This is a genomic window from Roseobacter sp. (assembly GCF_024639605.1).
In the GTDB taxonomy this organism is placed as follows: Bacteria; Pseudomonadota; Alphaproteobacteria; order Rhodobacterales; family Rhodobacteraceae; genus Roseobacter.
The window spans coordinates 1-12,010 of the sequence record NZ_JAHEHZ010000107.1; the positions used below are offsets into that span (position 1 = coordinate 1).

Sequence of the window (12,010 nt, forward strand, 5' to 3'; positions counted from 1 at the left end):
TGTCAGTTTGCAGGAACAGGACCCCTATAATAACGTTGTGCGCACGGCCTATGAGGCGATGAGTGCTGTGCTCGGCGGGACGCAGTCGCTGCACACCAACGCGCTTGACGAAGCCATCGCGTTGCCGACGGATTTCTCCAGCCGGATTGCGCGCAACACCCAGCTTATTCTGCAGGAAGAGACCGGCGTGACCAATGTCGTCGATCCGCTGGCGGGATCGTATTATGTGGAAAAACTTACAGCTGATCTGGCCGATGCCGCCTGGAAGATCATGGAAGAGGTCGAGGAAATGGGCGGCATGACCAAAGCGGTCGCCTCCGGCATGCCCAAACTCAGGATTGAGGAAGCGGCAGCACGCCGCCAGGCCGGCATCGACCGCGGCACTGAAGTGATCGTTGGCGTGAACAAATACCGGCGCGACAAAGAAGATCCGATCGACATCCTCGACATTGACAATGCGGCGGTGCGCAAAAGCCAGATCGCGCGTCTGGAAATGGTTCGGAGCAGCCGGGATGCGGAGGCCTGTGAGGCTGCTCTAGCGGAGCTTTCGCGCCGTGCCGGGGAGGGAGGCAATCTGCTTGAAGCCGCGGTTGAAGCGGCACGCGCCCGCGCGACAGTAGGAGAAATCAGCATGGCGATGGAAAAAGTATTTGGCCGGCACCGCGCCGAGGTGAAGACACTCGCAGGTGTTTATGGCGCTGCATATGAAGGGGATGAAGGCTTCGCGGCCATCCAGAAATCGGTTGAGGATTTCGCCAGTGCTGAAGGCCGTCGCCCGCGCATGCTGGTGGTCAAGATGGGCCAGGACGGACACGACCGGGGCGCCAAGGTAATCGCGACGGCCTTTGCCGACATCGGTTTTGACGTGGATGTGGGGCCCCTTTTCCAGACACCGGCTGAAGCGGCGCAGGATGCTGTGGACAATGATGTCCACGTCATCGGTATCAGCAGTCAGGCGGCCGGTCATAAAACCCTCGCTCCACAACTCGTCAAAGCCCTCAAAGAAGCGGGTGCCGAAGATATTCTGGTGATCTGTGGTGGCGTCATCCCGCAGCAGGATTACCAGTTTCTCTATGATGCCGGGGTGAAAGCGATTTTTGGCCCGGGCACAAATATTCCTCAGGCGGCACAGCATATTCTCACATTGATTTCAGAGGCGAGAACCTGAACAGCAGCTTTAAAATATTTGACTGAACCTCTTTCAAGTTGCCGGGAGTTGCATTACCTGCGGTTGATCAAAGAACCTGCTGGCGCAACGACTGCGTGATGATGACAGGGAGAAAGATGATGTTACTGGATCACCTCGCAGTGGCGGGTGAAACCCTGGATGACGCCCGATCAGTCGTCGAGGAGGCGCTTGGCATACCGATGCAGCCCGGCGGGGAACATGACGTGTTCTTTACCCACAATATGCTGCTGGGGCTCGACGATGGTATTTATCTTGAAGCGATTGCAATCAACCCGGCGGCGCCTCAACCCGGGCGTGCGCGCTGGTTCGATCTTGACCGCTTTGAAGGCCCCGCGCGGCTGACCAACTGGATCTGCCGGAGTGATGATCTGGCCGCTGACCTGAACGGTATGCCGGACGGCATGGGCACACCCGTTGATCTGCAGCGCGGTGATCTGCGCTGGCAAATGGCGGTGCCGGAAAATGGTGTCCTGCCCTTTGACAACCTTGCGCCCGCGCTGATCCGATGGCAGACCGATCTGCATCCGGCTGATCGTCTGAAAGCATCAGGTATCCGCCTGAAGCGGCTTATTATTTCTCATCCCGAAGCCCGCGAGCTCTCAAGGCTGCTTTCCGGGCGGCTCGATGATGCGCGGGTCAATTTTGAGGTTGGTCCGGTCGATATGGCGGCGGTTTTCGCGACACCCGGAGGTGACAGGATGATCTGCGGGTGATCCGGCAGGCTGCAACGTCTGACGCCGGCGATGTCGCCGCGCTCTGGAATGGTATGATCCGCGAGACGGCCTTCACGTTCACGGACGCTGAACTGACCGTTTCAGCGGTGACCGAGCTGATCACGCGGCGGCAGAACGCTTTTCTGATCGCTGAGACGCGTGGCCGCTTCAGCGGTTTTATGACCTTCGGTGCCTTCCGGTCGGGGCCGGGATATCGCGCGACGGCAGAGCACAGCATTCTGGTCACGCCGCAGGCTGCGGGCACCGGACTGGCCGGCGCGCTGCTGCAGGCTGGCGAAGATGCTGCACGCACCGCAGGCATTCACGTCATGATTGCAGGGATAAGTGCCGTAAATCCGCGCGCCATCCGGTTTCATACGCGCGAGGGTTATGTCGAAGCAGGACGGCTGGAGGAAGTCGGTCTCAAAAACGGCGCCTGGCTGGATCTGGTGCTGATGCAGAAAATACTCGCGGGCGGGCGTTGACGGACTGACATGCCAGGCGCCAGCGGGTATGCTCCGCGTCATGTCGATCTGGTCCCGCATCTCCGACGCGCTGTCCGCACTGACCGCAGGCGAAGAGCTGTCGGCGGTTTTCGATCGGTTGCGCAGCCCGCCTGAGCGTTCCGTCGCCTTTACCATCGCGGTAATTGCGCTTGGCGCCAAGATGGCCAAGGCAGACGGGCAGGTCACGCGCGACGAGGTCACGGCCTTCCGCGAGGTGTTCCATATTGCCAGCGCTGATGAGCAGGGTGCGGCGCGGGTCTTTAACCTCGCACGCCGCGATGTTGCGGGCTTTGAAGAATATGCCGCGCGTATCCGGGCGATGTTCAGCGGCCAGCCGGACACGCTGCGTGATCTTCTTGAAGGCCTATTTCACATTGCGATGGCCGACGGATTCTATCATCCCAATGAGGATGCCTTTCTGGAGCGGGTCACGGCCATTTTCGGGGTGCCGGAGAACGAATTCAGGGCGCTGCGGATGCGCTTTGCTCCGGAGGCGTTACGGGACCCTTACACCGTGCTCGGCGTGACGCCTGAAATGTCTGAACGTGAGATCCGCAGGGTCTGGCGAAGGCTGGTGCGCGAAAACCATCCTGATGCGATGATTGCGCGCGGCGTGCCGGAAGAGGCCTTGCAGATGGCGCAGAAACGGATGGCAGACATCAACCGCGCATGGGAAGAAATCCAGGGTGGGGCCTGATGCGGTTTGCGACCTATAATGTCGAGTGGTTTGACGAGCTATTTGACGCGAAAGACCGGCTGATCCGGGACACTGCGTGGTCGGCCCGCCACGATATTACGCGCAAAGGCCAGGCGGATGCGATCGCTGCTGTGCTGAGCGCAGTGGATGCGGATGCAGTTCTGATCGTCGAAGCGCCCGATGCCAGCGGACGCCGCAGCACCGTTGCCGCCCTCGAGAGCTTTGCTGCGTATTACGGGTTGCGCCAGCGGTCGGCCGTCATGGGGTTCGCCAATGAAACGCGCCAGGAAATCGCGCTGATGTATGATCCGGGTGCGCTGGATGTGGTGCATGCCCCCCGGGCAGGAACGCCGGAAGTGCCGCGCTTTGACGGCGTGTTCGGGATTGATCTGGATGTGGATGCGACCCGCGACGAGGTGCGGTTTTCCAAGCCACCCCTTGAGCTGGATATCGTCACGCGCAGCGGCACGGCTCTGCACCTGATCGGCGCGCATCTGAAGTCCAAGGCGCCGCTTGGTGCGCGCAATGACGCCGACATTATGCGCATTGCGATTTCCAACCGTCGCAAGCAACTGGCCCAGGCCATCTGGCTGCGTGCGCGGATCGATCAGGTCAGCGCCGAGGGCACGCCGGTTATCGTTATGGGCGATCTCAACGACGGCCCCGGTCTTGATGAATTCGAAGGGCTTTTCGGTCGGTCGTCGGTTGAAATCATTCTTGGCTCAGACGGGGAGAACCCTCTCTTCGACCCGCATGCCGGGCGGGCGCTAAGCCAGCGGCTCGGGCCTTTGCCAACTACTTCACGTTTCTGGATTGCGCCGGAGAAACGCTTTTTACAAGCGCTGCTTGATTACATCATGATTTCGCATGATCTGCGCGCCCGCGGGGCTGACTGGCGCATCTGGCATCCGCTGGACGACCCGGAATGCTGGGCCGATGCTGATCTGCGGGATGCACTGGTGGCCGCGTCTGATCACTTTCCTGTCAGCATCGATCTCGATATCTGATCTCGGAGAATCGCGCCGGATGCGCTATACTTTTCAAATGAAACAGATTTTTTCTGCCGCCGTTGTGACCCTCATCACAGCTTTGCCTGTCTCCGCACAGCAGGACGACGGATCATCGCTGATGGAAGAAGGGACAAGACAGTTCCTTGAAGGCTTGCTGCGCCAGATGGAGCCGGCGCTTGAAGGCATGAGCGAATTCATCGAAGAGATGGGCCCCGCCATGGCAAAGGTGCTTTCTCAGATCGAAGACTGGTCGGTGTATGAGGCACCTGAAATATTGGAAAACGGCGATATCATCATCCGCCGCAAACAGGAGAAAGACCCCGGAACCGACCCGGCGCCTTCGCCTGAAACCACACCTGAAATGCCGCCTCAGGTGGATCTCTGACGCACTTTTCTGACCTCAACCTCGGCATTGAGCGATGAGGCCAGAGAGACCAGCCGGGCCTCTGATACTTCACCGAAAAGCGGCACCATATCGTTGGTCAGAAGCAGCTGCAGCCGTCGTTTCTTGGGAAACCATCGCAGCGTCCCGCGTTCTGCGTCCTGTGCCATCCACATCATGGCACCGAAACGCATGGCCTTGCCCAGAATTTCTGCCTCCAGCTGTGACTTTTCATCAATCAGATCATAGAGATAATCAAAACGCGTGCCTTCGCGTTTATTGGAATACCGGTGCAGAAGCGCAAGACCCAGAAAAACCCGTTCGGAGTGTTTCAGCCCACCAAGGTTGGCCCGAGTTGCGTTGTCAAAACAGGTCTCGGCGCGATAGTCGGGATGCGCCCGCCAGCTCACGTCGTGCAAAAGGCAGGCCGCTTTGACCAGCCGGCGGCGCTGATCGGGAACGTTTTTGAAGAGCGGATGGATGAAGGCGTAGAGCGATTTGCCAAAGCCCGGCATGCGCGCGTCTTTGGCTTCGGCGAACCGGCAGGCTTCGATCAGCGGGTCGCGGTCGCGCAGACGCTGCGGCATCTGCTCATAGAGCATTCCTTCGCGGATGCCGTAGCTTGATATGGCGATGTCTTTGGGGCGGAACGACTGCACCAGACGGCTCAGCACTTCAGCGGCCAGAGGCACGAGACTCATGCGTGCCGAAGAGATGTTGCAGGCGCCGCGCAGTTCTTCCAGGTCCGCCTTGCGGATGAACTTTGCCGTGGCCGAGATACTGCGCGCGGTCATGCGGTATTCATGCAGCACGTGCAGCGGATAGCCGCGGCGGTACATATCGATGCGCGCGATCGCCCGCCAGGAGCCACCGACGAGGAAAAGACGGTCCCTCTGGTCGCCCATCACGGATTTCATATGCTCCATGGTCTCGCGGATATGCGCGTCGCGGGCTTTTTTGCCACCTTTGATCTCGCGCAGTTTCAGCGGGCCGAGCGACGAGGTCATGCGGCGCCCGACACGCCCGCCGGAGATTTCCGCAAGCTCCATTGAGGAGCCCCCGATATCGCACACGAGCCCGTAGGACCCCGGCCATCCCAGCAGCACCCCCTGGGCGGAAAGCCGCGCTTCCTCCTCGCCGTCGATGACCCAGATGCGCAATCCGGTTTCGCGGCGCACGTCCTCGCAGAATTCGGGCCCGTCACTGGCGTCGCGCACAGCAGCCGTCGCAACAACGGTCAGTGCCGGGAGCCCCATGCCCTGGGCCAGATGCTGGAACCGGCGCAGGGCGGCGAGTGCCCGCACCCGTCCTTCGGGGTTGAGCCGCCCGGAGTCCGACAGGCCTGCTCCAAGCGCACACATGATTTTTTCGTTGTAAAAATAAGCCGGTGACCGGGCCGCGCCATCAAAGACCACCAGCCTTACGGAGTTCGAGCCCACATCGACCACGCCCACACGGGCCAGAGCGCGCGCGCCAGGGTCTTCAAACAACGGCCGGCCGAAAAGGCCTGCATCCGGTTGCGCGGATGCTGCCTCAGGCGCTCCGGTGATATTGGTCTGGTCAGTCATTGGCAGTTCCGCAGCTTCGCCACACCCTGTGCAAGATTTGGCTGATGGTCAATGCACCCGGTCGGAATTACCGGTATGGGGGTATCAGTCTTCGGTATGGGTCAGCTTGGGCACATCCGAGGCACCGGCCGAGCCGCGCCCGGAAAGTGACGGGTTTTCCATGAAGAAACGGTGGCAGCTGAAGGCAAAGGCGCCTTCCGGCAGGGGCGGACGTTTAAAGGAGCCGTCGGGCCCCATGACCCAGCTTTGTGCGACATCCGCGAGATTGGCGGCCATGATCTGGCTCACGATCTGGGCTTTGACGGTGGCGTTCTCGATTTCAACCAGGGTTTCCACCCGCCTGTTGAGGTTGCGGCCCATCCAGTCGGCGGATGAGATGAAAACCCGGCCCTTTTTGTGTGGCAATCCGGCGCCGTTGCCGAAACAGACAATGCGTGAATGCTCAAGAAAGCGCCCGACGATTGATTTGACGCGGACGTTTTCGCTGAGCCCCATGATGCCGGGGCGCAACCCGCAGATGCCGCGCACAACAAGGCTGATTTTCACACCGGCCTGGCTGGCGGCATAAAGTGCGTCGATCACTTCACTGTCGATGATCGAATTCATCTTTGCCCAGATGACCGCAGGTTTGCCGGCGCGCGCGTACTCGGCTTCCGCCGCGATCAGCTCCAGCAGACGGGGTTTGAGTGTGGTGGGCGAAATCGCCAGGTTGTCGAGCTTTTCAGGCTGGGCGTAACCTGAAAGATAGTTGAAAACTTTGGTCGCATCGCGGCCGAGGCGGGGGTCGCAGGTAAAGAGCGAAAGATCGGTGTAAATCCGGGCCGTAATGGGATGGTAATTGCCGGTGCCGTAGTGGGTATAAGTGACCAGCTGATTGCCTTCGCGCCGCACCACGGTGGAGATTTTCGCGTGGGTTTTCAGATCAAGAAAACCGTAAACCACATGGGCTCCCGCCCGCTCCAGGCGGCGCGACTGGCGGATGTTGGCGGCCTCGTCGAAGCGCGCTTTGAGCTCCACCAGAGCGGTCACCGATTTGCCCTCCTCGGCCGCTTCGCAGAGCGCTTCGACAATCGGGCTGTCGCGTGAGGTGCGATAGAGTGTCTGTTTGATCGCCACCACCTGCGGGTCGCGTGCGGCCTGCTGCAGGAAGCGCACAACCATATCGAAGGTCTCGTAAGGGTGGTGCAGCAGCATGTCCTTGTTGCGCACAGCGGCCAGCATATCGCCTTCAAAATCGGTCACCCGCTCGGGAATGCGGGGTGTGAAGCTTGGCCAGAGCAGATCAGGCCGGCTGTCGAGAACCAGTTCGCTGAGATCGGCCGAGCCGATCATGCCGTCGATCTCGATGACTTCTTCGGCACCGACGCCAAGCTCTTCCATGATCACCGATTTGAGCTTTTCGGGCGCGCCGGCCGAATGTGTGAGCCGTACAACTTCGCCGCGCCGGCGGCGTTTAAGGGCCACCTCGAACTCGCGCACGAGGTCTTCTGCTTCCTCCTCGACTTCGAGATCGCTGTCGCGCAGCACGCGAAACTCGAAATGCGCCTTGAGTTTATACCCCGGGAACAGCCCGCCAACGTTCAGCACCAGCAGCTCTTCAAGCGGCAGAAACCGGTGTTCGCCGTCAGCTGCCGGCAGGGCGATAAAACGTTCGATCTGTGCAGGGATCGGCAGCAGGGCTTGTAAAGGCCGCTTGTCGCTGCGGCGTTCCAGCTGAAGGGCCAGCGCGTAACCGGTGTTGGGAATGAACGGGAAAGGATGAGCCGGATCGATCGCCAGAGGCGACAGAACCGCAAAAACCTGGGTGAGAAAAACGTCCTCCAGATAAGTCAGGTCTTCGTCAGTGAGGTCCTTGTTGCGCAGGACGGAAATCTTCTGTTCTTCCATCTCTGCCAGCAGCGTCACCAGAACTTTCTGCTGGGTTTCCATCAGGCTGCGGGCGTTCTGGTCGATAAGCACAAGCTGTTCAGCAGGACTGAGCCCGTCAGCGCCGGGCGTGGTATTGCCCGCATGGGCAAGTTCGCGCAGACCAGCCACCCGCACGGTATAAAACTCGTCGAGATTGTTGGCCGAGATCGAGAGAAAACGCAGTCTTTCGAGCAATGGCACGCGGGAGTTTTCAGCTTCCTCCACAACGCGCCAGTTGAACCCGAGCCAGCTCAGTTCCCGGTTAAAGAACCGGGCGGGACCTGAGGTATCAAGGTCCGGCATCGCGGTTGCAGGCGGAAAATCAGCTGTCAGAAAGTCGGCGTAGGTCATACTGGCCTTGTGCTGGTAAAATGTAACGGAGCGGTGACATATATCAGCGCGCCGCGTCCTCTTTGTCCAGCAGGTCAGCGGCAAGACTGCGGGAAACCGGCTTTTTCCGGGCCAGCGATGCGGCATCCAGTGCAGATACCACATCACGTGCGGCCGCAAAGGAACGGTCAATACGCCGGATCAGATATGCAATGACGTCCGGTTTCGGCATCAGCTGGCGGTCAGCGAAAAGTTTGGCCAGAACGGCCGATAACAGTGCATCGTCGGGCGGCTCCAGTGCCACCATCGGTGTGCCGCCCAGGCGGCTTGCCAGATCGGCAAGCCCGATGTCCCATGCCTGTGGCGGGCCCGTGCCGGTCAGCAGAAGGCTGTTGGATTCCGCCAGCACCAGGTTGTGCAGGTGAAAAAGAACCCGCTGGGCCTGCGCGTTGCCTGCGATGCGGTCTACGTCTTCGACGGCAACTGAGCCTGCGGCAAGTGCGGGCACCATATCGGCGGTCAGATCGCAGGCAGTGATGACATCTGCGCCCGAGAGGGCGGCCCAGACATGCGAAAGATGCGTTTTGCCTGACCCCTCCGGCCCGGTGAGCAGAAGTTTCCGGCCCGGCCAGGTCTGCCAGCCGTCGATCATCGCAAAAGCGATTTCATTGGAGGGGGCGACGAGAAAATCATCGCGCCCCAGCGCCGCAACGCCGGGCAGGTCAAATCCGAGCTGTTCGGCCATATCAGGTGTCGCCATGGCCCGATCTGCCCTGATAGAGCAGCGAGTGCTGATACTTTTCGACCGCAAAACGGGCGATGACGCCCAGAGCTGCCGCTACGGGCACGGCGACCAGCATGCCCACAAATCCAAAGAGCGCCCCAAAAACTGAGAGTGCGAGGATAAGCCAGACCGGGTGCAGCCCGACCGAATCTCCTACAAGCTTCGGGGTCAGGATATTGCCCTCGACGATCTGGCCCAGAACAAAGATGCCGGCCACCAGACCGATGCTGACCCAGTCTCCCCAGAACTGAAAGAGCGCAAGCCCGATGGCAAGTGCGCCGCCGATCAGCGCGCCGAGATAGGGGATGAAGGTCACGAGCCCGGCGATGAAGCCTACGACCAGTCCGAACTGCAATCCGACCACCATCAGGGCCAGCGCGTAATAGGTGCCCAGAATAAAGCAGACGGTGCCCATCCCGCGGATGAACGACGCAAGCGTGTTATCGATTTCGCGGGCGAGCCGCCGGATGACAGGGGCGTGATCACGCGGCAGCAGCTCGTCGATGCGGTGCACCATCCGGTCCCAGTCGAGCAGCAGATAAACCGACACCACGGGCACGACCACAAGCAGCACAATCACATTCAGCAGCGACGCCGCAGAGCTGAGTGCCGTTTCCAGCAGGGCGGCCCCGCGTTCCTCGATCGCGGCACCGATGTTGTTGAGTGTCTGGCGCATGGTCGAGCTCTCTTCGAGCACCGAGGGAAAGCGTTCTGTGACGAATGTCGAGAGCGATTCTGCGTATTGCGGGGCGGCGCGTACGAGCTGGATTGACTGGTTGACCAGTGTCGGGATGACAAGCAGCGCCATAATGACAAAGACCAGCAGGCCACCGATCGTGATGACGGCGGTTGCCGCGGCCCGACTCAGCCCGAAACGTTCCAGCCGGTCGGCGAGAGGATCGAGAAAATAAGCGATTGCACCGCCCAGGATAAATGGCAGCAGCACATGCCCCAAAGACCACAGCAGCACCAGAAAGACGGCTGCGGCACAGCTCCAGTATATCATCTGATCGCGGACGGGCAGTGCCATCGGGGTCTCCGGTTGCGGAATGCATCCCACATTGCCTATGCGCCGGACGGTTGCAAGGGGGCGGCCGGAAAAAGCGCGCGTGCAGCCCGGCGGGCAGGTCAGTGCGTGATTGCGGGGACCCGCGCTTTGGCATAGTCAGTGGGCGGAGTATCTTACCCGAAGGACCAGCCGCGATGCGCCTCACACGCTATTTTATGCCCGTACTGCGCGAAAACCCCGCCGAGGCCCAGATTGTCAGCCACCGGCTGATGCTGCGTGCCGGTATGATCAAGCAAAACGCAGCAGGGATTTATTCCTGGCTGCCGTTGGGATTCAGGGTGCTGCGCCGCATTGAAGCGATTGTGCATGAAGAGCAGCAACGCGCGGGCCATATCCCGATGCTGATGCCCACAGTACAGCCTGCGGATCTGTGGCGTGAGAGCGGGCGCTATGACGACTATGGCGAAGAGATGCTGCGCATCACCGACCGTCAGGGCCGTGACATGCTCTATGGCCCCACAAACGAGGAGATGATCAGCGATATCTTCCGGAGCCACGTAGGCAGTTACAAAGATCTGCCGCTGACGCTCTACCACATCCAGTGGAAGTTCCGCGACGAGATGCGCCCGCGCTTTGGCGTAATGCGCGGCCGCGAGTTTTACATGAAAGACGGCTATAACTTCGATCTGACCAAAGAGGACGCGCTGCACGCCTATAACCGCCATCTGGTGAGCTATCTGCGCACCTATGAGCGCATGGGGCTGCAGGCTATTCCGATGCGTGCGGACGGCGGACCGATCGGGGGCGATTATACCCATGAGTTCCTCGTGCTTGCAGAGACCGGCGAATCGGAGGTTTTCTATGACAGCATGGTGACCGATCTGACCTTTGGCGACCGGGACATTGATTATGACGATGTGGCCCAGTGCCGGTCGATCCTGGAAGAGTTTACCAATCTTTATGCCCGCACAGACGAAACCCATGATGTGGCGGTCTTTGAGGGGGTGCCCGAAGAACGCCGGCGTAGTGCGCGCGGCATTGAGGTTGGCCAGATTTTCTATTTCGGAACAAAGTATTCCGAGCCGATGGGCGCCACGGTTCAGGGGCCGGACGGCAAGTCCGTGCCGGTCCATATGGGCAGCCACGGCATCGGCGTCAGCCGCCTGCTGGGTGCGATCATTGAAGCGAGCCATGACGACAAGGGTATTATCTGGCCCGAAGGGGTGACGCCGTTTCATTGCGGCATCGTGAACCTGAAACAGGGTGACAACGACGCTGATGCGGCCTGTGAGGCGCTTTATGCGGCGCTGACGGCCGAAGGGCTCGACCCGCTTTATGACGATCGTGACGAGCGGGCGGGCGGCAAGTTCGCGACCATGGATCTCATCGGCCTGCCCTGGCGGATCACCGTGGGCCCGCGCGGGCTGAAGAACGGCGTGGTTGAACTGACCAGCCGCCGCACCGGTGAAAGCGAAGAGCTGACACCTGACGAGGCCGTGAAAAAGGTCGCCGGGATTTACGGCGGCCACGGTGGTACGAAGCATGTTGAGATGATGAAACAGCGCGCTTTCCACACGTATATCTGAGGCTTTTCGCGGCCTGACGGCTCTGCTATGCTGTGACATGCCTCCCGGGGGAGAGCAGGAGCAGGATATGATCCTTCGCGCAGTGACGCTGTCCCTGGGGCTTGCCGGTGCATTTGGCGCGGCACAGTTTCCCGCCTATTCTCAGCAATATCTGCAACGCCTCGGCGGCGCCGTGGATGCGCTTGGCGAAGTGGTGCGCGACTTTGATACCTCTGCCGCGGCGCTGGGGCTTAGCCGTGCCGATGCGTTGGCACAGATGACCGGGTCCGCCTTTGTGACCAGCCGCAGGGCCGATATGGAGCGGACCTTTGCCCGTCACGCGGCTCTT

At 60.5% G+C, this 12,010-nt stretch carries 12 protein-coding genes; 8 read left to right on the forward strand and 4 right to left on the reverse strand.

Annotated features, from left to right (window positions below; all coding sequences use genetic code 11):
* From Q0M35_RS13375 to Q0M35_RS13400, 6 genes are all read left to right on the forward strand, one after another.
* Positions 1-1,168: methylmalonyl-CoA mutase family protein (locus Q0M35_RS13375; protein WP_295316110.1), on the forward strand; the 1,168-nt coding region annotated here is incomplete at its 5' end.
* 116 nt (positions 1,169-1,284) lie between these two features.
* Positions 1,285-1,902 (forward strand): VOC family protein, encoded by a 618-nt coding sequence (locus Q0M35_RS13380; protein ID WP_295316115.1) that lies wholly within the window; start codon positions 1,285-1,287, stop codon positions 1,900-1,902.
* Complete coding sequence (locus tag Q0M35_RS13385) at positions 1,899-2,387, forward strand: GNAT family N-acetyltransferase (protein ID WP_295316117.1); 489 nt, start codon at positions 1,899-1,901, stop codon at positions 2,385-2,387. Before Q0M35_RS13380 ends, Q0M35_RS13385 begins: the two co-directional genes overlap by 4 nt.
* A 40-nt stretch (positions 2,388-2,427) precedes the next feature.
* On the forward strand, positions 2,428-3,105 hold the full coding sequence (locus Q0M35_RS13390) for a molecular chaperone DjiA (RefSeq protein ID WP_295316137.1): 678 nt from the start codon (positions 2,428-2,430) through the stop codon (positions 3,103-3,105).
* Positions 3,105-4,112 (forward strand): endonuclease/exonuclease/phosphatase family protein, encoded by a 1,008-nt coding sequence (locus tag Q0M35_RS13395; RefSeq protein WP_295316119.1) that lies wholly within the window; start codon positions 3,105-3,107, stop codon positions 4,110-4,112. The genes Q0M35_RS13390 and Q0M35_RS13395 overlap by 1 nt, the downstream gene beginning before the upstream one ends.
* Positions 4,113-4,131: 19 nt before the next feature.
* Complete coding sequence (locus Q0M35_RS13400) at positions 4,132-4,500, forward strand: hypothetical protein (protein WP_295316121.1); 369 nt, start codon at positions 4,132-4,134, stop codon at positions 4,498-4,500.
* Here Q0M35_RS13400 and Q0M35_RS13405 read toward each other — a convergent pair.
* From Q0M35_RS13405 to Q0M35_RS13420, 4 genes are all read right to left on the reverse strand, one after another.
* Positions 4,485-6,065, reverse strand: coding sequence for a Ppx/GppA family phosphatase (locus Q0M35_RS13405; RefSeq protein ID WP_295316127.1), 1,581 nt, complete (start codon positions 6,063-6,065; stop codon positions 4,485-4,487). The genes Q0M35_RS13400 and Q0M35_RS13405 overlap by 16 nt on opposite strands.
* An 84-nt stretch (positions 6,066-6,149) precedes the next feature.
* Positions 6,150-8,324 carry an RNA degradosome polyphosphate kinase gene (locus Q0M35_RS13410; protein WP_295316131.1) on the reverse strand — a complete coding sequence of 725 codons (2,175 nt, stop codon included), beginning with the start codon at positions 8,322-8,324 and terminating at the stop codon, positions 6,150-6,152.
* A 43-nt stretch (positions 8,325-8,367) separates the two neighbouring features.
* Entirely contained in the window at positions 8,368-9,048 is a 681-nt protein-coding gene (locus Q0M35_RS13415) for a DnaA/Hda family protein (protein ID WP_295316139.1), read from the reverse strand.
* A 1-nt stretch (position 9,049) separates the two neighbouring features.
* Positions 9,050-10,117: an AI-2E family transporter gene (locus Q0M35_RS13420; protein WP_295316133.1), complete on the reverse strand. Its 1,068-nt coding sequence runs from the start codon at positions 10,115-10,117 to the stop codon at positions 9,050-9,052.
* A 173-nt stretch (positions 10,118-10,290) separates the two neighbouring features.
* Between Q0M35_RS13420 and proS the strand changes: the two genes are divergently transcribed.
* A complete protein-coding gene (proS, locus tag Q0M35_RS13425) occupies positions 10,291-11,682 on the forward strand; it encodes a proline--tRNA ligase (protein ID WP_295316134.1) in 1,392 nt (463 codons plus the stop codon).
* A gap of 67 nt (positions 11,683-11,749) precedes the next feature.
* The coding region (locus Q0M35_RS13430; RefSeq protein WP_295316136.1) for a DUF2937 family protein at positions 11,750-12,010 on the forward strand (261 nt) is incomplete at its 3' end.

Bases quoted from the DNA above. Each gene is read 5' to 3' on its own strand.
- Q0M35_RS13395 (WP_295316119.1), top strand. From the start codon at position 3,105: ATGCGGTTTGCGACCTATAATGTCGAGTGGTTTGACGAGCTATTTGAC.
- Q0M35_RS13390 (WP_295316137.1), top strand. From the start codon at position 2,428: ATGTCGATCTGGTCCCGCATCTCCGACGCGCTGTCCGCACTGACCGCA.
- Q0M35_RS13415 (WP_295316139.1), bottom strand. From the start codon at position 9,048: ATGGCCGAACAGCTCGGATTTGACCTGCCCGGCGTTGCGGCGCTGGGG.
- Q0M35_RS13410 (WP_295316131.1), bottom strand. From the start codon at position 8,324: ATGACCTACGCCGACTTTCTGACAGCTGATTTTCCGCCTGCAACCGCG.
- Q0M35_RS13400 (WP_295316121.1), top strand. From the start codon at position 4,132: ATGCGCTATACTTTTCAAATGAAACAGATTTTTTCTGCCGCCGTTGTG.
- proS (WP_295316134.1), top strand. From the start codon at position 10,291: ATGCGCCTCACACGCTATTTTATGCCCGTACTGCGCGAAAACCCCGCC.
- Q0M35_RS13405 (WP_295316127.1), bottom strand. From the start codon at position 6,065: ATGACTGACCAGACCAATATCACCGGAGCGCCTGAGGCAGCATCCGCG.
- Q0M35_RS13380 (WP_295316115.1), top strand. From the start codon at position 1,285: ATGATGTTACTGGATCACCTCGCAGTGGCGGGTGAAACCCTGGATGAC.
- Q0M35_RS13420 (WP_295316133.1), bottom strand. From the start codon at position 10,117: ATGGCACTGCCCGTCCGCGATCAGATGATATACTGGAGCTGTGCCGCA.